The 21,823-nt window shown below is 56.8% G+C and carries 13 protein-coding genes, 2 tRNA genes, 3 rRNA genes and 3 pseudogenes; 6 read left to right on the forward strand and 15 right to left on the reverse strand.

The window, feature by feature from the left end; genetic code table 11:
* Positions 1 to 293: 293 nt before the first annotated feature.
* Positions 294 to 881 (forward strand): annotated as a pseudogene (locus tag ABDX87_RS29185) (methyl-accepting chemotaxis protein); the annotation flags it as partial.
* A 94-nt stretch (positions 882 to 975) separates the two neighbouring features.
* Positions 976 to 2,148 carry a hypothetical protein gene (locus ABDX87_RS10070; RefSeq protein WP_346832731.1) on the forward strand — a complete coding sequence of 391 codons (1,173 nt, stop codon included), beginning with the start codon at positions 976 to 978 and terminating at the stop codon, positions 2,146 to 2,148.
* Between the two features lie 106 nt (positions 2,149 to 2,254).
* Here ABDX87_RS10070 and can read toward each other — a convergent pair whose 3' ends face one another.
* A complete protein-coding gene (can, locus tag ABDX87_RS10075) occupies positions 2,255 to 2,896 on the reverse strand; it encodes a carbonate dehydratase (RefSeq protein ID WP_346832732.1) in 642 nt (213 codons plus the stop codon).
* A gap of 149 nt (positions 2,897 to 3,045) precedes the next feature.
* On the opposite strand from can, the gene ABDX87_RS10080 reads away from it, so the two are divergent.
* A complete protein-coding gene (locus tag ABDX87_RS10080; protein WP_346832733.1) occupies positions 3,046 to 3,459 on the forward strand; it encodes a serine kinase/phosphatase in 414 nt (137 codons plus the stop codon).
* 141 nt (positions 3,460 to 3,600) lie between these two features.
* Here ABDX87_RS10080 and rimI read toward each other — a convergent pair whose 3' ends face one another.
* The 3 genes and pseudogenes from rimI to ABDX87_RS29190 form a co-directional block, all read right to left on the reverse strand.
* A complete protein-coding gene (gene rimI / locus ABDX87_RS10085; protein WP_074759276.1) occupies positions 3,601 to 4,053 on the reverse strand; it encodes a ribosomal protein S18-alanine N-acetyltransferase in 453 nt (150 codons plus the stop codon).
* Positions 4,046 to 4,657, reverse strand: a pseudogene (locus tag ABDX87_RS10090) (energy transducer TonB); the annotation flags it as partial. The gene rimI and the pseudogene ABDX87_RS10090, both read right to left, overlap by 8 nt.
* Before the next feature lie 84 nt (positions 4,658 to 4,741).
* Positions 4,742 to 4,861, reverse strand: a pseudogene (locus ABDX87_RS29190) (energy transducer TonB); the annotation flags it as partial.
* A gap of 144 nt (positions 4,862 to 5,005) precedes the next feature.
* On the opposite strand from ABDX87_RS29190, the gene mksB reads away from it, so the two are divergent.
* The 3 genes from mksB to mksF are packed head-to-tail and all read left to right on the forward strand — an operon-like array spanning position 5,006 to position 9,811.
* On the forward strand, positions 5,006 to 6,283 hold the full coding sequence (mksB, locus tag ABDX87_RS10095) for an Mks condensin complex protein MksB (RefSeq protein WP_346832735.1): 1,278 nt from the start codon (positions 5,006 to 5,008) through the stop codon (positions 6,281 to 6,283).
* A complete protein-coding gene (gene mksE, locus ABDX87_RS10100; protein ID WP_092406596.1) occupies positions 6,273 to 6,980 on the forward strand; it encodes an Mks condensin complex protein MksE in 708 nt (235 codons plus the stop codon). Before mksB ends, mksE begins: the two co-directional genes overlap by 11 nt.
* A complete protein-coding gene (mksF, locus tag ABDX87_RS10105; RefSeq protein ID WP_346832736.1) occupies positions 6,977 to 9,811 on the forward strand; it encodes an Mks condensin complex protein MksF in 2,835 nt (944 codons plus the stop codon). Before mksE ends, mksF begins: the two co-directional genes overlap by 4 nt.
* A gap of 278 nt (positions 9,812 to 10,089) precedes the next feature.
* Here mksF and rrf read toward each other — a convergent pair.
* From rrf to ABDX87_RS10160, 11 genes are all read right to left on the reverse strand, one after another.
* Positions 10,090 to 10,205 (reverse strand): 5S ribosomal RNA (rrf, locus tag ABDX87_RS10110).
* Between the two features lie 151 nt (positions 10,206 to 10,356).
* Positions 10,357 to 13,249: ribosomal RNA gene (locus ABDX87_RS10115) — 23S ribosomal RNA — on the reverse strand.
* Between the two features lie 248 nt (positions 13,250 to 13,497).
* Positions 13,498 to 13,573, reverse strand: a tRNA-Ala gene (locus ABDX87_RS10120).
* A 26-nt stretch (positions 13,574 to 13,599) separates the two neighbouring features.
* Positions 13,600 to 13,676 (reverse strand) — tRNA-Ile (locus ABDX87_RS10125).
* A 64-nt stretch (positions 13,677 to 13,740) separates the two neighbouring features.
* Positions 13,741 to 15,277 (reverse strand): 16S ribosomal RNA (locus ABDX87_RS10130).
* Together the 16S, 23S and 5S rRNA genes with 2 tRNA genes alongside form the textbook arrangement of a ribosomal RNA operon.
* A 503-nt stretch (positions 15,278 to 15,780) precedes the next feature.
* Complete coding sequence (gene msrQ, locus ABDX87_RS10135) at positions 15,781 to 16,401, reverse strand: protein-methionine-sulfoxide reductase heme-binding subunit MsrQ (protein ID WP_346832737.1); 621 nt, start codon at positions 16,399 to 16,401, stop codon at positions 15,781 to 15,783.
* On the reverse strand, positions 16,401 to 17,414 hold the full coding sequence (msrP, locus tag ABDX87_RS10140; protein WP_346832738.1) for a protein-methionine-sulfoxide reductase catalytic subunit MsrP: 1,014 nt from the start codon (positions 17,412 to 17,414) through the stop codon (positions 16,401 to 16,403). Before msrP ends, msrQ begins: the two co-directional genes overlap by 1 nt.
* A gap of 71 nt (positions 17,415 to 17,485) precedes the next feature.
* A complete protein-coding gene (gene pssA, locus ABDX87_RS10145; RefSeq protein ID WP_346832739.1) occupies positions 17,486 to 18,334 on the reverse strand; it encodes a CDP-diacylglycerol--serine O-phosphatidyltransferase in 849 nt (282 codons plus the stop codon).
* A 153-nt stretch (positions 18,335 to 18,487) separates the two neighbouring features.
* Positions 18,488 to 19,504, reverse strand: coding sequence for a ketol-acid reductoisomerase (gene ilvC, locus ABDX87_RS10150; protein ID WP_346832740.1), 1,017 nt, complete (start codon positions 19,502 to 19,504; stop codon positions 18,488 to 18,490).
* Between the two features lie 47 nt (positions 19,505 to 19,551).
* Positions 19,552 to 20,043 (reverse strand): acetolactate synthase small subunit, encoded by a 492-nt coding sequence (ilvN, locus tag ABDX87_RS10155; protein WP_062385123.1) that lies wholly within the window; start codon positions 20,041 to 20,043, stop codon positions 19,552 to 19,554.
* A gap of 1 nt (position 20,044) precedes the next feature.
* Complete coding sequence (locus ABDX87_RS10160) at positions 20,045 to 21,769, reverse strand: acetolactate synthase 3 large subunit (RefSeq protein WP_346832741.1); 1,725 nt, start codon at positions 21,767 to 21,769, stop codon at positions 20,045 to 20,047.
* Positions 21,770 to 21,823: the final 54 nt, after the last annotated feature.

Below are 21,823 nucleotides of genomic sequence, written 5' to 3' on the forward strand. Positions count from 1 at the left end.
TGAAGATGCTCGGCCAGATGCGCAGCAACCTTCATGGCACCATCGACCAGATTTACGCCGCCGCCAACCAGCTGAGTCAGTCGGTGCAGGAAATGGGCGCGATCGCCGACGCGAGCGCAAAAAACCTGCAACTGCAAAACGATGAAATCGAACAGGCGGCCGTGGCGGTCAACCAGATGAGCCAAGCGGCCGTAGAGGTCGCCGATAACGCCAGCAACACGTCGAACGAGTCCAAGGCCTCGAACGAAGCCGCCGCCGAAGGACGCTTGCGCCTGACAGGCACGATCGACTCGATCAAGGAGCTGACCGACAACGTCCTCGATTCTTCGCATCAGGCCGATGGCCTCGCCGAGCGCACCTTGAGCATCAGCAAGATCCTCGAAGTCATTCGCGCCATCGCCAATCAGACCAACCTCCTGGCACTGAACGCAGCGATCGAAGCTGCACGAGCGGGTGAAGCGGGTCGCGGCTTCGCCGTCGTGGCTGACGAGGTACGGTCACTGGCCCAACGCACCAGCGCCTCGACCACCGAGATCGAAAGCCTGATCAATGATGTTCAAAAAAGCACCCAAGAGACCGCCGAAAGCCTGCGCGTAACAGCATCCCAAGCCGGCCAGACGCTTGAGCAGGCGGCGGCCACCAGTCAGGCGTTAACGGTGATCATCAGCTCGACCTCGACCATCAGTGATCGCAACGTCCTGATCGCCAGTGCCGCCGAGCAGCAGGCAGCGGTCGCCAACGAAGTGGATCGCAACCTGAGCAGCATTCGTGATCTGTCGACCCAATCGGCATCGAGCGCCCAGCAAACGACCGTGGCCAGCAATGCCTTGGCCATGCTCGCCACCGACCTGAATACGATGGTGCAAAAGTTCGTGCTGTGACTCCGGGCAAAAATCCATTTCCAGTCATGCTCATGTGTTTCATTATTGAAACACCACCCGCGCACAACAAGACGGGTGCCGACGCCACAAGGACATGAGCATGACCGGAAAAGCCGCACTGGGTATCGCCATCGCCGCACTCACCTTCAGTCTCGCCGCGCAGGCAGACGTCAACGTGACGCTGGGGAGTAAGGAACGTGTCACCCGCTTATTCGCTTACCCCAATAACTGTAACGTCATCTGTTTCCGGAACTGGACGCTGGAGCAGACGGTCGAGCATTACCTGACTCAGAGCGTTCAGCGCGACGGTTATCCACAGGCCAAAGTAACGGTGCGTGAGGATAACAACCTGGTACAGGCAGACATCAGCGGCGTTCCCGACGGCTACGACAAGCCGCTGACAGCTCTGCTGGACTCCGGCGACCTTGCTTACACCGGGGCGACCAAACTCAATGCCGACGGCAAGTTTGCCTACAACTGGTACCTGTTCCTGCCACTGGGCATGGCGCTGGAGAACCGCAAGACCATCGAATTGCTGCACTTCCCGCCGGATTATTCGCTGACCCAGGCCCAGGACTATTTGCGCTCAGCCACGACTGACCGGTGGGCGGAACTGCTGACCGACAACGGCATTCCTGCCGATCAGACACCTGCGTTTCAAACCATCATCGACATCGCACCGATCGCCGCGCCCGCCAACGCTGGCAGCGACCTTGAAGGTGTTTACGGCTATTTCCAGGACTACCAGACCAGCATGGTCAAGCAGATGAGCCAGAAAGCTGCTGGCGCATCGCTGCCCATGGTTGCGTTTGGTGCACCCGTGCGTAACTGGATCAAGCAGCAGTACGGCGCGACCGTCGGGGTACTTGGGCTGGCGACCATCAGCCCGACACCCGGACAAACTGTCTCGGTTCTGGGCTCGAATCACCCGAGTTATATCTGGTATGCCGCGGACAAGAGTAACTATGGAGGCGACGAAACCAAGGCCGATGATGCTGGCTTGAAGGTGATGGGTCAGGATTTGAGTGCTGCGTGCTGGCAGGCTGGAATGGGCCAGAATCCGGGCACCGACTCGGCGGCGCTGTTGAAGCAATGCACAACCCGCTGGCAAGTCACCGACAAGGTCGAAACGTGCAAGCTGTTCTTCACCTCGATTCGCAAGATGACGGCAGATCAAGCGGCGGCGAAATGCCGTACTGGCAAAGTATCGCGGCAAATCAAGCAGCTGCAAAAGCCACTGCCGCAGATGAACCAAACGAAACGGTGACCCTTGGGAACGCGCCTGCCCGCGAGGACAACCTCTCGCGGGCGGGCGCGCTCCTTCATTTCGAGGAGGGTTGCATTCACGCCAGGTTTACACCCGGCCCGACCCATCACTCACCCAACGGACGCAACCGATACTGCGGCGGCAACTGTTCGAAACCGCTGATCGTCACGTCCAGGCTCTTCCAGCGACCATCCTTGATGCCATAGATGCAACCATGGATCGACAGTTTCTGCCCGCGATGCCAAGCGTTCTGCACAATGCTGGTGTGGCCGACGTTGGCCACTTGCTGAATCACGTTCAGCTCGCACAGGCGGTCGACTTGCTCTTCCTCGGTCGGCAGCTTGCTCAACAGTTCGCGGTTCTCGTAGTACAGATCACGAATCGTCCTCAGCCAGCCGTCGATCAGCCCGAACTGGCGATCCTGCATCGACGCGCGCACGCCGCCACAGCCGTAATGGCCGGTGACCAGAATATGTTTGACCTTAAGCACATCGACCGCGTACTGGATCACCGACAGGCAGTTCAGGTCAGTGTGCAGCACGACGTTGGCGACGTTACGGTGGACGAACAGATCGCCCGGCAGCATGCCCACGATTTCATTGGCGGGGACACGAGCGTCCGAACAACCGATCCAGAGGAATTCAGGCGTCTGCTGGCGGGCCAGCTTGGCGAAGAACTCTGGGTCTTCTTCCTTGATGGCAGCCGCCCAACGTTCGTTGTTGTCGATCAAGTCTTGTAGTTCGTTCATGCGTTGATGCCTCGGAAATGATGCTCAGCTATGACTGGGGCTCGGCGCTTCAGGTCACGCCGTTTTGCCACTACCGGTCAAGAACCGGAGGGAATCTTCACCGTGCGCTCCGGTCCACCCATTAAGACCGCACACAACGAGGATTTGCCATGAACGATTCACGCCGACCTTACGGTGCCACCCAGCCCGAACCGATCGATGACAACGAAGACCGCATGGGCTCGATGGAGGAGCTCAACTTCAACGACAGTAACGAACCCAGCGGACGTATTGGTGACATGATCCCCGAGGACGAGCTGGAAACCTATATTCCCGACGAACGTGTCCGGGAAGCAGGTATGACAGGCGCTTCGACCGACGATCACAATCCCACCGACGATGACATGAGCCCGGAAACCCTGATCGGGGAAGACGGCGCGCGTTCTCCACGGGAGAGAGGTGAAGGCGGACCGGCGGACTTTGATCTGAGTATCGTCGACGAAGACGAAATCGGCGCCGGTGGTGGCCTGGACGAAGAGGAAATGGCAATCCTGGATCCGCTGGATGGCAAACCGGGCGTGTGATGTTCAATCTAAAGGTATGACAACGTTTGTACCTGTGGGAGCGAATTCATTCGCGATACGTTCACGCATCCGATGCATCTCTATCGGATACACGAATTTTCGCGAACGAATTCGATTCCACAGTGTTGGTGCCAGGCGAAATCAGTCAACCAACGTACACGCCATGACCAATGCATCTTCACGCCCGCCAACCGCTGGATAATAGTCGCGGCGTCGCCCCACTTCGTTGAAGCCATAACGCTCATACAGCCGATAGGCCGACTGGTTACTGGCACGCAGTTCCAGAAAACACTCACGACCATTGAGTTCGTAGGCGCGCTTCATCAACTTGTCCAGCAACAGCAACCCCAGGCCACGGCCCTGGCTTTCAGGCTTGACGGTGATGTTGAGCAGATGAGCTTCGTCGATGATGACATTGATCACGCCATGGCCGACTTGCTGATTGCCTTCGAACATCAGCCAGATTTCGTAGGATTTGAGCCCATCGAGGAAGATGCCGCGCGTCCAGGGGTGGCTGAACGCTGCGTATTCAATCTTTAATACCGCATCCAGATCGGCTTCGGTCATGCGGCGAAACGTTACGGCATCACTCATTTACACTCTTCCAACGCCCCATCAGCTTACGCATGGCGCGCCAAACGTCGGCCTTGCGCTGAGGCTCGTCCATCAACAGTTCCAGACCCGGCAGCGCCCAGGCCGAACCCAGGCCTTCCACCTGGAATTCTAAATTGTAGGATTCGGCGTCAGCCTCACCGGCAAATCGTACCGCCGGCAGTCCGATCAACCACAAGCAAGTGCAAGGTTCTTCTTCGGTGCGGGCAGAGAGAAATCCCTGAACGAAGTCGCGTGCGGCTTCCGGCCCTTGATCCATTTGCCCGCGCACCAACAGCGGCCAACGCACCGGTTCACCGATGATCTGCGGACTGTCCGGCAGCCCGGCGGCGCGCAACATGTCCTTGAGCAGAAGGTAAGAAGGGTCGCGACTCTGGAAAGGCTCGCCGGTTGCCAGTTCGACCAGCAGCAGGCAATTGCCGGCGCGCAGCAATTGCAGCGCGAAGCGTGGCGGCGGCACGACAGGCGCCTTCACCACGGCTGGAGTAGCGTCTTCGTCTTTATCAGCCTTGGCAACGGTCGGCTTAACGGCGGCGGAAGGCCGGGGCACCTCGATTTTCGGCCGCTCGACCGAACGCGCAGCGGGCGCCGGGGTGCTGACAGCCGGCATCTGGCTTGTCTGCGAAACACCCGCCGAACGCACATCCTCAACGGCGTCGTCTTCGAATACCGGCAACGGCGCAAGCAGCTCCGGACGCGAAGGGGCGGCAAAGGGCAGTTCGGTGCGCGGCAACCAACTGACCACCTGCATGGCGGTCAGATAAGCGCGGCGGCGAGGCTCGTTGAGCAAGGGACAGCCACCTGTGGATAAAGTCAGGAGGAGGATTCTACAGACCTTCGACGAATCACGCCGCAGTTGATCGACTGAGGGTGAAAACCATCGGCTGCGATGCAGTACAATCGCCGCTTTTATTTGCCAACCAGCGGCCATCCGATGATCGAACCTAAGCGCGTCCTGCGCGCCCTTGCCGAACACTGGGCGCTTCTTGAGCCACTGTGCGAGCATTTCGACCAAGGCACCCTGAGCCTGAGCGAACTGCGTCTGCAACTGGCCGCCCAGCAACTGGAAAGTACGCCACAGGACATCACCAACCTGCTGGATGTGTGGATTCGCCTCGACATTCTGGTTCCCGTGGCCAAGAGCCCGAACCGTTTCGAGCTGAACGCGCAGATCCATGACTTTCTGTCGTATCTGCGCCGCGAGCACCGCTTGGGCCTGTGCCTGGAGATCGAAGCCTATTTGCGCCATCTGGAGCGATTGGCCGGTTATATCCAAGAGGCCTTTGAAGCGCGGGATGCCAACGACCTTGCCCGGCAACTGCGCCTGCTCGACATGCGCGTGCGCGATGTCCTGAAAAAGCTGGCGAACGACGAACAGGCGTTGGTCGCAGTGGCCGAGCGCGCCAAAACCAGCGACCGGCAGATTCCCCTGCGTCAGCGTTATGCAGAAGTCCTTGCGACATGGGACGAATATGTCGAACCGATGATTCAGCTGGTAAACGCCGACGGCGCATTCGAACAAGGCGTACGCAAGGTAGAGAACGTACTGCTGCGCATGCTCACCGATCAACAGCGACTCGGCCATCTGGTTGACGACGACATGCTGTTGCGCACCCACGCGCGCATCCTCGAAATGCAGACCAGCGCCCAACTGACCCTGCGTCACGCGCGTGAACTGCTGCTGCCGCTGCGTGAGGAAGCCCGTCGTCACAACGCCGTGACTCGGGGTGCCGCCCTTGCACTGTCGGCCATTCGCCGCAAAGGCATCGACGCGGTTCCGCAGGCGGCCATGGCCATGTTTACGCGCCCGCAGAGTACCTTCCTCGGCAGTGCCAATCAGGTCGAAGCCTACGTCTACGCCTTGGCGCGCTTTGAAGCCAAACCGGCACGCTTCCCCAAGGCCAGCGTCACCCGCAAAGGCGAACCGCCCCGTGCGCCGCGCACGGTCAAGGAAATGGTCGAGCGGTGCGAAGAAGCCCTGCCGATGCCGGACCTGATGGTCTGGCTGCTGGAGCAGGAGCCGACCGGCGCAACCGACGAATTGCTGTATTGGTTCTCGCGCCTGTCGCGGGAAAAACGCTTCAAGCGCGAGCGCCTCGAACGCCGCGAATACTTGACCCAGGAGCACCGCGTCAGCCTGCGCTCCTTCGCCCTGCTCTCGAGCAAAGACGCAACCCCAGAGAATTCCGAGGGCACCGCCCATGCATCTTGATCTATCCGAAATGTCCCAGCTCGCGCCGATCTTCCGCGAGCTGTTCAAGGGTTACCACATCAGCCGCCGCGACCCGGAGCTGTACGCCCAATTATCGAACGCCCAGGACCAGTACCGCACGCTGTTCAAGGCCCTCGGTTTCGAACTGGTCTGCGACACCCGCGGCTTCTATTATTTCGTCCCCGATCTGGCCGCCGCACAAGTCAACAAGACTGCGCAGCGCCTGGCGCTCTTCACCTTCATTCTCGTCGAGCACCTGGCTGACCAGGGCCGCGACCCTGTCGCCGTGCTGGACGGTGGCAGCCTGGGCCGCGATGAACTCCCGTCGCTGCTGGAGAAGTACCGCGACCTGTTTCTTCAGGCCGAGGTGCAGACCCAGGAAGAGCTGGAAGAGAAAATCATGCGCCGCATGACGCAGCTCGGCTTCGCTTCCGAAGAGGTGGGCATCTATCGCTTCCTGCCACCGATGCACCGCTTCCTTGATGTCTGCCTGTCGGTCCAGCAGGACCGGGATCTGGCCGCCAGTCTGCACAGCGATCTGCCCTTGCCGACGCCGGTGTTGATCGACGATGACAGCGACGAAAAACTGCTGCAGACCGACGATCCGCTGGATCTGGCCGAGTTTGAGGAAACCGAAGAATCCGAAGAGCAGGCCCTTGCCCGCGCGATCGCCGAAGAACAGGAGCTTGATGTATGAGCCAGGAACGCTACGGCATCCGCCGCTTTGCCCTGCTGAACACGGCCGGTTACAGCCTCGGGCTGTTTCCGCTGGAACACCCGCTGTCGGTCTATGGCGCGAACAACCTCGGTAAGAGTGCCTCGATCAACGCGCTGCAATTCCCGATTCTGGCACGCATGTCGGACATGAGCTTCGGCAAATACAGCCTTGATCAGTCGCGCCGCTTTTACTTCGCGACAGACACCAGCTACATCCTGGTCGAAGTCGCGCTGCCTCACGGCCCCCACGTGATCGGCGTGGTCGGTCGCGGCCCGGGCGGCGGTTTCGGTCACCAGTTCTTTGCCTATGCCGGCAAACTGGATCTGGCCCATTACCAGAAGAACGACACCTGCCTGCGCCAGAAAGAACTGTTCACCAACCTGGAAAGCCAAGGCCTGAAAGCCTACGAGCTTAAGCCTGATGAGCTGCGTCGCTTGCTGGTGGGCGGTCACACGTCGATCCCGCTGGACCTGACGCTGATCCCGCTGCGCTCGACCAGTGAGCAGAGCCTGAAGACATTCCGCGCACTGTTCATCAACTTGCTGCACATGCGGGAAATCACCGCAGCCAAACTCAAGCAGCTGTTCCTCGATGCGTTCGAACACAGCCTGCGCTCCGGCAGCGTCGACTACATTGCCGCGTGCGAAGAAGCCTTCCGCGATGTCCGTCGCATGGAGCAGGACTACAACGCTCTGGTTCTGGCAGGTCCGCTGGTTGAAGCGCTGGCCAACGGCGTGAAACAACGCGACATCTTGCGCGGCAAGCTGCATCGCCTCTCGCCACTGCTCGATTCGTTGCTCGGCACCTGGCAGGACTACTCCAACGCACGCAAGGAAGAGCTGGTCATTCAGGCCGAGCACTATCGCGGCGAGCAAGACGCGCTGCAAAACGATCAGCGTGGCGGCACTCAGGAACTGATGCGCCTGGAGCGTGAGATCAGCAACATCCAGCGCTGGATCGGCGAACTGGCTGTGCTGAAGAATCGTTTCGCGCTGGTCGACGACGTCAAAACGCTTGAACAGCAGTTGCTGGCTGCCAAAGACGCGCATGATGAACTGGCAGGTGCACTGGCTCAGTCTCGTCAGTTCAGTGCGGAAGATCTGGATGAGCGCCTGCGCGATCTGGAAAAACGCCTGAAGTCGGTGAAGCAGCAACTCGATCACGCTGACAACAACAGCTATGCCCGTCTTCGCGAAGAGTTTTCCCAACCCGATGTCGAACGCCTGATGCGCCTGTTCAACAGCGCACTGTTCAGCCTGCCGTTGGGTGAGCAAGGCATTGCGCTGGACGACGGCGAAGCGTGGGTCAAATCTCTGGAAGCGATTCTCGACGGCTTCAAAGGCGAGCGTTTCGAAGTGCCGGGGCTGTCGATCAACCTTTCGCACATCGAACCGCCCGCCTTGCAGGCACTGGCTGACCGCGCGGCCTTGCGCGATCAGAAAGAACGCCTGGAGAAAGAGCTCAAACAGCTGAAAACCCAGCAAGCGGTGGCGGCTGACCGCGCTGCGAGCAAGACTCAGACTGAAGCGCTGTATCAACAGGTGCTGGACGCTCAGAAGGCGCTGGAAGATTTCCGCCGTACCCAGACGTTGACGGCCGAGGAAGGCGAGAAGCTGGAGCAACTGGCGCAGATGGAAGCCGCGCAAGACGAACTCAAACGTTCCAGCGATGCTTTCACCGAGCGCGTCCAACAACTGTCGGCCAAGCTGCAATTGGTCGGCCGTCAGATTGGTGATCTCGAATCCAAACAACGCACGCTGGACGACGCCTTGCGTCGCCGTCAGCTATTGCCCACAGATCTGCCATTCGGCACTCCGTTCATGGAGCCCGTGGACGACTCGCTGGATAACTTGCTGCCATTGCTCAATGACTATCAGGACAGCTGGCAAGGTCTGCTGCGCTGCGACGGTCAGATTGAAGCGCTGTACGCGCAGGTACGCCTGAAAGGCGTCGCCAAGTTCGACAGCGAAGACGACATGGAGCGACGCCTGCAATTGTTGATCAACGCCTATGCGCACCGCACCGATGAAGCCCTGACGCTGGGCAAGGCTCGGCGTGCAGCCGTCACCGACATTGCACGTACGCTGCGGAACATCCGCAGTGACTATGACAGCCTTGAACACCAACTGGCATTGTTCAACCGCGAGATCAACCGTCGTCAGGTCTCCAACCTCGAAAGCTTCCGCATCGTGCTCGCGCCGAACAAAGAAGCGCTCAAGCACATCGATCAGATCATCCACAGCGCCGGTCAGTACGAAGAAGGCGAAACGCTGTCGGTGTTCGACCTGAGTCAGAGCGCAGAACAGGACAACAAGAACGAAGAGGCCAAGGAATACCTGGCGCGTCTCGTGGCCGCGAACCATAACCAACTGGGCCTGAAAGACCTGTTCGAGTTGGCGTTCGAAATCACCAAGGTGAACAGCCAGCCGGTTATCCACACCGACATCGACGGTGCGGCGTCCAACGGCACGACCATGACCATCAAGGCGCTAACCAACATGTACTTGTTGCTGCACTTGATGGACCGCGATCAGGCTGGTCGCGTTCGGCTGCCTTACTATCTGGATGAAGCGGCTGACATTGACGAAAGAAACCAGGCGGCGCTGCTGGAGACAAGCCTGCAATTGGGCTTCGTGCCAATCCTGGCGAGCGTGAAGCCTCAGGTGTCGGCACACGTAGCGATCGACCTTGAAGGCGGCAGTGGCCCTGCCGGGATCTACATCGATGAGGCGGACTGGAAGTACATTCGTCGTCGTGACGAAGTGACAACCGTCAAAGCCGTTGAAGTGGCTGAAGAAGCGGCGGAATAAGCTGAACTGAGTTGGACAGAAAGCCCCGCAGAGATGCGGGGCTTTTTTGTGGGTGTGTTTCAGCGATCAAGGGTGTTGCGTAAGGAGGCTTGAACATCTGGGAGCCGTTATCGCAAATGGGCTGATTACGCTTTGAGATGCGGGGACGAGGATCCAGAGCGTTGTGCACGCTTTGGTCGGAGTGAGCTAGCTCAGGATGAAACCGTAAGGGCTTCAAGCTTTTTCACGCGCAAAAACAAAACCCCATCTGCATTCGCAGATGGGGTTTTGGAATTTAATCTTGACGATGACCTACTCTCACATGGGGAAACCCCACACTACCATCGGCGATGCATCGTTTCACTGCTGAGTTCGGGATGGGATCAGGTGGTTCCAACGCTCTATGGTCGTCAAGAAATTCGTGTACTGACTCGTGACCGTATGGCCTCGCTTCAGCAAATCGGGTATGTGATCAGGTCTTGCCTGTCTTGCAAACTTTCGGTGCGTGTCGTCTTCACAGTCACCGCAATCTGTGCTCATCGAGTCGCAGATTGCTTGGGTGTTATATGGTCAAGCCTCACGGGCAATTAGTATTGGTTAGCTCAACGCCTCACAGCGCTTACACACCCAACCTATCAACGTCGTAGTCTTCGACGGCCCTTCAGGGAACTCAAGGTTCCAGTGAGATCTCATCTTGAGGCAAGTTTCCCGCTTAGATGCTTTCAGCGGTTATCTTTTCCGAACATAGCTACCCGGCAATGCCACTGGCGTGACAACCGGAACACCAGAGGTTCGTCCACTCCGGTCCTCTCGTACTAGGAGCAGCCCCTCTCAAATCTCAAACGTCCACGGCAGATAGGGACCGAACTGTCTCACGACGTTCTAAACCCAGCTCGCGTACCACTTTAAATGGCGAACAGCCATACCCTTGGGACCGGCTTCAGCCCCAGGATGTGATGAGCCGACATCGAGGTGCCAAACACCGCCGTCGATATGAACTCTTGGGCGGTATCAGCCTGTTATCCCCGGAGTACCTTTTATCCGTTGAGCGATGGCCCTTCCATACAGAACCACCGGATCACTAAGACCTACTTTCGTACCTGCTCGACGTGTCTGTCTCGCAGTCAAGCGCGCTTTTGCCTTTATACTCTACGACCGATTTCCGACCGGTCTGAGCGCACCTTCGTACTCCTCCGTTACTCTTTAGGAGGAGACCGCCCCAGTCAAACTACCCACCATACACTGTCCTCGATCCGGATAACGGACCTGAGTTAGAACCTCAAAGTTGCCAGGGTGGTATTTCAAGGATGGCTCCACGCGAACTGGCGTCCACGCTTCAAAGCCTCCCACCTATCCTACACAAGCAAATTCAAAGTCCAGTGCAAAGCTATAGTAAAGGTTCACGGGGTCTTTCCGTCTAGCCGCGGATACACTGCATCTTCACAGCGATTTCAATTTCACTGAGTCTCGGGTGGAGACAGCGCCGCCATCGTTACGCCATTCGTGCAGGTCGGAACTTACCCGACAAGGAATTTCGCTACCTTAGGACCGTTATAGTTACGGCCGCCGTTTACCGGGGCTTCGATCAAGAGCTTCGCGTTAGCTAACCCCATCAATTAACCTTCCGGCACCGGGCAGGCGTCACACCCTATACGTCCACTTTCGTGTTTGCAGAGTGCTGTGTTTTTAATAAACAGTCGCAGCGGCCTGGTATCTTCGACCGGCATGAGCTTACGGAGCAAGTCCTTCACCCTCACCGGCGCACCTTCTCCCGAAGTTACGGTGCCATTTTGCCTAGTTCCTTCACCCGAGTTCTCTCAAGCGCCTTGGTATTCTCTACCCAACCACCTGTGTCGGTTTGGGGTACGGTTCCTGGTTACCTGAAGCTTAGAAGCTTTTCTTGGAAGCATGGCATCAACCACTTCGTGTTCCAAAGAACACTCGTCATCAGCTCTCGGCCTTAAGATCCCGGATTTACCTAAGATCTCAGCCTACCACCTTAAACCTGGACAACCAACGCCAGGCTGGCCTAGCCTTCTCCGTCCCTCCATCGCAATAACCAGAAGTACAGGAATATTAACCTGTTTTCCATCGACTACGCTTTTCAGCCTCGCCTTAGGGACCGACTAACCCTGCGTCGATTAACGTTGCGCAGGAAACCTTGGTCTTTCGGCGTGGGTGTTTTTCACACCCATTGTCGTTACTCATGTCAGCATTCGCACTTCTGATACCTCCAGCAAGCTTCTCAACTCACCTTCACAGGCTTACAGAACGCTCCTCTACCGCATCATCAAAAGATGATACCCGTAGCTTCGGTGCATGGTTTGAGCCCCGTTACATCTTCCGCGCAGGCCGACTCGACTAGTGAGCTATTACGCTTTCTTTAAAGGGTGGCTGCTTCTAAGCCAACCTCCTAGCTGTCTAAGCCTTCCCACATCGTTTCCCACTTAACCATGACTTTGGGACCTTAGCTGACGGTCTGGGTTGTTTCCCTTTTCACGACGGACGTTAGCACCCGCCGTGTGTCTCCCATGCTCGGCACTTGTAGGTATTCGGAGTTTGCATCGGTTTGGTAAGTCGGGATGACCCCCTAGCCGAAACAGTGCTCTACCCCCTACAGTGATACATGAGGCGCTACCTAAATAGCTTTCGAGGAGAACCAGCTATCTCCGAGCTTGATTAGCCTTTCACTCCGATCCACAGGTCATCCGCTAACTTTTCAACGGTAGTCGGTTCGGTCCTCCAGTCAGTGTTACCTAACCTTCAACCTGCCCATGGATAGATCGCCCGGTTTCGGGTCTATTCCCAGCGACTAGACGCCCTATTAAGACTCGCTTTCGCTACGCCTCCCCTATTCGGTTAAGCTCGCCACTGAAAATAAGTCGCTGACCCATTATACAAAAGGTACGCAGTCACCCAACAAAGTGGGCTCCCACTGCTTGTACGCATACGGTTTCAGGATCTATTTCACTCCGCTCTCCGCGGTTCTTTTCGCCTTTCCCTCACGGTACTGGTTCACTATCGGTCAGTCAGTAGTATTTAGCCTTGGAGGATGGTCCCCCCATGTTCAGACAAGGTTTCTCGTGCCCCGTCCTACTCGATTTCATTGACAAGAGATTTTCGCGTACAGGGCTATCACCCACTATGGCCGCACTTTCCAGAGCGTTCCGCTAATCTCAAATCAACTTAAGGGCTGGTCCCCGTTCGCTCGCCACTACTAAGGGAATCTCGGTTGATTTCTTTTCCTCAGGGTACTTAGATGTTTCAGTTCCCCTGGTTCGCCTCTTACGCCTATGTATTCAGCGTAAGATAACTGTCTTATGACAGCTGGGTTCCCCCATTCAGACATCTCCGGATCACAGTCTGTTTGCCGACTCCCCGAAGCTTTTCGCAGGCTACCACGTCTTTCATCGCCTCTGACTGCCAAGGCATCCACCGTATGCGCTTCTTCACTTGACCATATAACCCCAAGCAATCTGGTTATACTGTGAAGACGACATTCGCCGAAAGTTTGCATTCACAAACTTTACCTTAGCCTGAATGAACACCAGTGAAAGTGCCATCCAGTCTATCTTTCTATCACATACCCAAATTTTTAAAGAACGATTCTGACAAAGATCAGAAATCAACATTCAGCCTTCAATCGAAGGAAATGCTCATTTCTAAGCTTTAGCGGACAACTGTCTGTACCCAACTACTACGGTAAATGGTGGAGCCAAGCGGGATCGAACCGCTGACCTCCTGCGTGCAAGGCAGGCGCTCTCCCAGCTGAGCTATGGCCCCGTATCGCTACAGGGTGCACCGGTAATTGGTGGGTCTGGGCAGATTCGAACTGCCGACCTCACCCTTATCAGGGGTGCGCTCTAACCAACTGAGCTACAGACCCAATCGTCTTCTTCAATGAATCAAGCAATTCGTGTGGGAACTTGCGAAGAAGCTGAGTCTTCGATTAAGGAGGTGATCCAGCCGCAGGTTCCCCTACGGCTACCTTGTTACGACTTCACCCCAGTCATGAATCACACCGTGGTAACCGTCCCCCCGAAGGTTAGACTAGCTACTTCTGGTGCAACCCACTCCCATGGTGTGACGGGCGGTGTGTACAAGGCCCGGGAACGTATTCACCGCGACATTCTGATTCGCGATTACTAGCGATTCCGACTTCACGCAGTCGAGTTGCAGACTGCGATCCGGACTACGATCGGTTTTGTGGGATTAGCTCCACCTCGCGGCTTGGCAACCCTCTGTACCGACCATTGTAGCACGTGTGTAGCCCAGGCCGTAAGGGCCATGATGACTTGACGTCATCCCCACCTTCCTCCGGTTTGTCACCGGCAGTCTCCTTAGAGTGCCCACCATAACGTGCTGGTAACTAAGGACAAGGGTTGCGCTCGTTACGGGACTTAACCCAACATCTCACGACACGAGCTGACGACAGCCATGCAGCACCTGTCTCAATGTTCCCGAAGGCACCAATCCATCTCTGGAAAGTTCATTGGATGTCAAGGCCTGGTAAGGTTCTTCGCGTTGCTTCGAATTAAACCACATGCTCCACCGCTTGTGCGGGCCCCCGTCAATTCATTTGAGTTTTAACCTTGCGGCCGTACTCCCCAGGCGGTCAACTTAATGCGTTAGCTGCGCCACTAAGAGTTCAAGACTCCCAACGGCTAGTTGACATCGTTTACGGCGTGGACTACCAGGGTATCTAATCCTGTTTGCTCCCCACGCTTTCGCACCTCAGTGTCAGTATGAGCCCAGGTGGTCGCCTTCGCCACTGGTGTTCCTTCCTATATCTACGCATTTCACCGCTACACAGGAAATTCCACCACCCTCTGCCCTACTCTAGCTTGCCAGTTTTGGATGCAGTTCCCAGGTTGAGCCCGGGGATTTCACATCCAACTTAACAAACCACCTACGCGCGCTTTACGCCCAGTAATTCCGATTAACGCTTGCACCCTCTGTATTACCGCGGCTGCTGGCACAGAGTTAGCCGGTGCTTATTCTGTCGGTAACGTCAAAACACTAACGTATTAGGTTAATGCCCTTCCTCCCAACTTAAAGTGCTTTACAATCCGAAGACCTTCTTCACACACGCGGCATGGCTGGATCAGGCTTTCGCCCATTGTCCAATATTCCCCACTGCTGCCTCCCGTAGGAGTCTGGACCGTGTCTCAGTTCCAGTGTGACTGATCATCCTCTCAGACCAGTTACGGATCGTCGCCTTGGTGAGCCATTACCTCACCAACTAGCTAATCCGACCTAGGCTCATCTGATAGCGTGAGGTCCGAAGATCCCCCACTTTCTCCCGTAGGACGTATGCGGTATTAGCGTCCCTTTCGAGACGTTGTCCCCCACTACCAGGCAGATTCCTAGGCATTACTCACCCGTCCGCCGCTGAATCAGGGAGCAAGCTCCCTTCATCCGCTCGACTTGCATGTGTTAGGCCTGCCGCCAGCGTTCAATCTGAGCCATGATCAAACTCTTCAGTTCAATACTGCAATCGGGTTTTGAGAAAACCCTATAAACTTGGCTCAGCAATCGTTGGTTAAACCATGATTTCTCGTGGAGTAACATGCGATGCTGATAATCAGTTGACTTCAGTCTTACAGCGCAAGCACCCACACGAATTGCTTGATTCAGTTGTTAAAGAGCGGTTGGTTAAGAGCTTTTCGTCTCAACCGAGGCGCGCATTCTACAGCGTCCTCTGTATCTGTCAAGCGGTTATTTTCAGAAGTTTTCAAAGTTTCCTTTGCAACTTCAACCACTTGCGCTTCGTTCGACTTGGCGTCTCACGTCAGCGGGAGGCGAATTCTACAGCGTTACAATCTGCTGTCAACTCCCTTTTTCACCGCTGTCGATTCAAGCATCTGAACCGAAGCCCTTCCTCGCTGCTTACTTCGTCCAACTCGTTGATTCTCAAGGAGTTTTCCGTTTCGTCTGCGCCGGAAGTGGGGCGAATTATAGAGACATTCAGAGGGGCGTCAAGCACTTATTTAAACTTTTGTTACAGCAGCTGCTCTTCTCCCCGTCCGACGCGGGATTCGCCGAGCAATTGCAGGGATTCTAAGTATCAACAGGAAAGCGCCAATGCCGGCATATATAGCCCACTCTTTTAGATCTGCCCTAACGATCCACAACATATGCAGCAATCCCAGCCCGAGGACGGCGTAGCTGAGCCGATGGAGTTTCTTCCACCGCGCACCCAAACGACGCTGGCTGTAACGATTGGACGTTAACGCCAGCGCCAGCAAACAGAGGAAACCCAGGCTCCCGACAATAATGTAAGGCCGCTTGACCAGCTCGACGCCGAGCTGCGCCCAGTCGAATCCCAGGATAAAGAACCCATACGCCAGCATGTGCACCACCACACAGGCAAAACACCACAGCCCCAACTGGCGGCGAACCGCGACCCAGCCCGGCCACCCACTCACTCGCTGCAAAGGCGTCATCGCCAAGGTGATCAACAGCAGCACGAGCGTGCCCAAGCCAAAACGATCCACCAGCACCTTTCCGGGATCGGGTCCCAAATCGAGAAGCCACGCCTGACGGAGCCACACGACAGGCGGGATGCAGATGGCAATGAAGACAGACAGACGCCAGAACGGATAACGCATCAATAGTTTTTCCGAAGATCCAAGCCTGTATAGAGAGAAGCCACCTGCTCGCCATATCCGTTGAACATTTCTGTCTGCCGAATATTGGGACTGAACAGCCCACTGGGAAGACGCCGCTCGTGGGCTTGCGTCCAGCGCGGGTGATCGACGGTAGGGTTTACATTGGCATAGAAGCCGTACTCATTCGCCGCGATGCTTTGCCACGTGGTTTTCGGCTGCTCGCTCACCAGGCTGATGCGCACAATCGATTTCACACTCTTGAAGCCGTATTTCCATGGAACGACCAAGCGCAACGGTGCACCGTTCTGGTTTGGCAGCTCACGTCCGTACATGCCCACCGCCAGAATCGCCAGTGGATTCATCGCTTCGTCCAGTCGCAGCCCTTCCACATAAGGCCAGTCGATCAACGCAAAACCGGATCGCTGACCCGGCATCGTCTTCGGGTCTTGCAGCGTTTCGAAGCGAATGTATTTTGCATTCGCCGTCGGCTCGACTTGCTTGAGCAGGGCGGAAATCGGAAAGCCCATCCAGGGGATTACCATCGACCAGGCCTCGACACAACGCAATCGGTAGATGCGCTCTTCCAATTGATAAGGCTTCATGAAGTCTTCAAGCGCATAGCGCCCAGGTTTGCCCACTTCCCCGTCGATCACCACACTCCAAGGCTCGGTCTTGAGTGAACCGGCGTTTTGCGCAGGGTCGCCCTTATCGGTGCCGAACTCGTAGAAGTTGTTGTAGTGGGTCGCGTCCTTGAACGGGGTAATGGCCTCGCCCTTGACCGTCATGGCCTGCCACTGGGTGGTTGAGAGCTTGTCTTTGAACCAGCTCGGGGCGGCACCCGGCTCGACATCGGCGTATTGCGACGCATCGCTGGCCACGGACCAGCGCGGCAACGCACCGACAGCAAGCCCGGCAAGCGAGCTTCCCAGCAGAGAGCGGCGAGAGAGATAGAAGGATTCTGGTGTGACATCCGACTCTTTGCAGTCAGAGGCCAAAGGGGATTTGATCAGCATGATGACTCCGCAGCGATGGAGAACTGAAGCATCTATAGCTGCGGAGTATGCGGGAAAGGAGGCGGTTCGAACTACTTGTGCCGACGCAAGCGCAACAGATACTGAATCGGACCGGATGCTGCGTAACCAAGGAAAATCAGCAGCAGAATGCGTGGCGGATCGCTGAATACGACAGCAAAGACCAACACCACTGCCAGAATCGCAACGAAAGGCACACGCCCTTTCAGATCCAACTCCTTGAAGCTGTTGTACTTGATGTTACTGACCATCAGCATGCCCGCCGCCGCGACCAGCAGAGCGACCAGAAAAGACAGTTTGGAGCCCTGGATGCCGTAGTCGCTGAATGCCCACACGGTTCCGGCCACGACGCCCGCTGCAGCCGGACTGGCCAGGCCAATGAAATAGCGCTTGTCGGCTTTGCCCACTTGCGTATTGAAACGCGCAAGGCGCAGTGCGGCGCCTGCGACATAGATAAAGGCGACCATCCAGCCGACTTTGCCCATGTCACCCAACGCCCAGCCGAATGCCAGCAGCGCCGGCGCCACACCGAAGGCAACCATGTCGGACAGCGAGTCGTACTCGGCGCCGAACGCACTTTGGGTATTGGTCATGCGCGCGACGCGACCATCCAGCCCGTCGAGGACCATGGCCACGAATATGGCGATGGCCGAAAACGCGAAGTATTTGCTCGCCCCCGCCAGATCACCCGCACTCATCGCGCTTTGAGCACTCATCGCGCTGATGATAGCGTAGAAACCCGCGAACAGGTTCGCCGTGGTAAAGAGGTTCGGCAGCAGATAAATGCCGCGATGTCTGACCTTGCGGCCTTCGGCGTCGTGACCCTCTTCTATATGTTCATCGATCGGTAGCAGGCTTTCGGCGTCAGAGGCCTTGTTCGGCTCTTCGGGACGTTCGCTCATGGACAATACCTTGCAGCTATGAAATTTCGACAGATGCTTGCGGCGACGTCGCGCCGGCAAACGATGCAGCTTTATACCAGATGAGCCCCCATAACGAAAAAACGCGACCCAGAGGTCGCGTTCTTCGTTAACCGGAACCCGATTTATACAATCTTAGTTCTTGGTCTGGTCCACGATTTTGTTCTTCGCGATCCAAGGCATCATCGAGCGCAGTTGCTCGCCGATGATTTCGATGCCGTGAGCCTTGTTGTTACGGCGCTTGGCGGTCATCGATGCGTAGTTGCTTGCGCCTTCAGCGATGAACATCTTCGCGTATTCGCCGTCCTGGATGCGCTTCAGAGCATTGCGCATGGCCTGACGGGATTCAGCGTTGATGACCTCAGGACCGGTCACGTACTCGCCGTATTCGGCGTTGTTGGAGATCGAGTAGTTCATGTTGGCGATACCGCCTTCGTACATGAGGTCAACGATAAGCTTCAGTTCGTGCAGGCACTCGAAGTAAGCCATTTCTGGCGCGTAGCCCGCTTCAACCAGGGTTTCGAAACCGGCTTTGACCAGCTCGACGGTACCGCCGCACAGTACGGCTTGTTCGCCGAACAGGTCAGTTTCGGTTTCGTCTTTGAACGTGGTTTCGATGATGCCGGTACGGCCGCCGCCAACGCCCGAGGCGTAGGACAGAGCAACGTTTTTGGCATTGCCGGAAGCGTCCTGGTAAACAGCGATCAGGTCAGGGATGCCGCCGCCTTTGACGAATTCGGTACGCACGGTGTGACCTGGCGCTTTTGGCGCGATCATGATCACGTCCAGGTCGGCACGTGGAACGACCTGGTTGTAGTGGATAGCGAAACCGTGGGAGAAGGCCAGGGTGGCGCCTTTCTTGATGTTCGGCTCGATTTCGTTCTTGTACAGCTGGGACTGGAATTCGTCCGGGGTCAGGATCATGACCAGGTCAGCAGCGGCAACGGCGGAAGCAACGTCAGTCACTTTCAGGCCGTGGGCTTCAGCCTTGGCGACAGTAGCCGAACCTTTACGCAGACCAACAGTGACATCAACGCCGGAGTCTTTCAGGTTGCACGCTTGAGCGTGGCCTTGGGAGCCGTAACCGATGATGGCCACTTTCTTGCCCTGGATGATCGAAAGGTCGCAGTCTTTGTCGTAATAAACTTTCATGAAATTCCCCTGTTATCTCGGCCGTTCAGGCCATTCGCAAAATTAAGTTAGATGCTCAGTACTTTGTCGCCGCGGGCGATGCCCGTTACGCCGCTGCGTACTGTTTCCAGGATGGCACTGGTGCCGATCGCCTGGATGAAGCTGTCCAGTTTGTCGCTCGTCCCTGCCAGCTGCACCGTGTAGACGCTGCTGGAAACATCAACGATCTGGCCGCGGAAGATGTCCGTGGTGCGCTTGATTTCCGCACGTTGGGCACCCGTAGCCTTGACCTTGATCAGCATCAGCTCGCGCTCGATATGGGCACTTTCCGACAGATCGACCAGCTTGACCACTTCAACCAGCTTGTTGAGGTTCTTGGTGATCTGCTCGATCACCTCATCGTGACCGACGGTGGTCAGCGTCAGACGCGACAGGGTCGGGTCCTCGGTCGGCGCCACGGTCAGGCTTTCGATGTTGTAGTTACGCTGCGAAAACAGGCCGACGACGCGAGACAAGGCACCCGGTTCGTTTTCCAGCAAAAGCGAAATGATGTGCCGCATATTAGGTACGCTCCGTCTTGCTCAGCCACATGTCGCGCATCGACCCGTCTCTGATCTGCATCGGATAGACGTGTTCGGCGACGTCGACCTGGATGTCGAGGAACACCAGGCGATCCTTCATGGCGAACGCTTCTTCCATTTTCGGCTTCAAGTCTTTCAGATCGGTGATCTTCATGCCGACGTGACCGTAGGCTTCGACCAGCTTCACGAAATCAGGCAGCGACTCCATGTAGGAGTGCGAGTGACGACCGCTGTAGCTCATGTCCTGCCACTGACGGACCATGCCAAGCACGCCATTGTTGAGCAGAATGATCTTAACCGGCAGGTTGTACTGTAGGCAGGTCGACAGCTCCTGAATGTTCATCTGGATACTGCCTTCACCCGTCACACAGGCAACATGTGCATCAGGGAAGCTCAGCGCTACGCCCATGGCCGCAGGAAGACCGAAGCCCATGGTGCCCAGACCACCGGAGTTGATCCAGCGGTTAGGCTTGTTGAAACGGTAGTACTGCGCGGCAAACATCTGATGCTGCCCCACGTCGGAGGTGACATAGGCATCGCCCTTGGTCACTTCGCACAGAGTTTCGATCACCGCCTGAGGCTTGATGACGCTGCCGTCACCGCGGTTGTACGGAAACAGGTCGCCGCCCGCACGCCATTCGTCAATCTGCTTCCACCAGGTCGCCACCGATTCCTTGTTAGGGGTCTCACCGATTTCCTTGAGTGTCGCAACCATTTCGGTCAGGACGCTTTCTACAGGACCTACGATGGGCACGTCAGCCTTGATGGTCTTGGAGATCGAAGCCGGGTCGATATCGATGTGAATGATCTTGGCGCCAGGACAGAAACGCGAGGCGCCGTTGATCACGCGATCGTCGAAACGCGCGCCGACAGCCAGAATAACGTCAGAATGGTGCATGGCCAGGTTGGCGGTGTAGCTGCCGTGCATGCCCAGCATGCCGACGAACTGGCGATCGGTCCCCGGATAGCAGCCCAGGCCCATCAAGGTATTGGTCACCGGAGCGTTCAGCATTTGCGAGAGCTCGGTCAGCGGTGCCGAACCGTTGCCCATCACCACGCCGCCACCGGCGTAGATGATCGGACGCTTGGCGGCCAGGAGCATCTCCACCGCCTTGCGAATCTGCCCCGAATGACCACGAACTGCCGGACTGTAGGAGCGCAACTTGGCTTTTTTCGGGAAGACGTATTCGAATTTCTCGGCCGGGTTGGTCATGTCTTTTGGAATGTCGACCACGACAGGACCAGGACGGCCGGACTGCGCCAGGTAGAACGCCTTCTTCAGGACTTCCGGAATTTCCGACGGATGCTTGATCATGAAGCTGTGCTTCACGATCGGACGGGAGATACCGATCATGTCGGTTTCCTGGAATGCGTCGGTCCCCACCATGTTGCTGGGTACCTGACCCGACAGGACAACCATCGGAATCGAGTCCATATAGGCGGTCGCGATACCGGTGATGGCGTTGGTCGCACCGGGACCTGAAGTCACCAGTACCACGCCAGCCTTGCCGGTGGCGCGCGCATAACCGTCAGCCATGTGGGTCGCAGCCTGTTCGTGACGAACGAGGATGTGGCTCACGGCCGGCTCTTTGAACAGCGCGTCGTAAATATGCAGGAGGGCACCGCCCGGGTACCCATAGATATGCTCAACGCCTTCGTCACGCAAAAAGCGGACGACCATTTCAGCGCCAGATAAAAGCTCCACGTTGTTCACCTCTAAAACGCCAGAATACCGTCCACACAAACGAGGAGACGGGTC

Origin of the sequence: Pseudomonas abietaniphila (assembly GCF_039697315.1) — a bacterium.
In the GTDB taxonomy this organism is placed as follows: Bacteria; Pseudomonadota; Gammaproteobacteria; order Pseudomonadales; family Pseudomonadaceae; genus Aquipseudomonas; species Aquipseudomonas abietaniphila_B.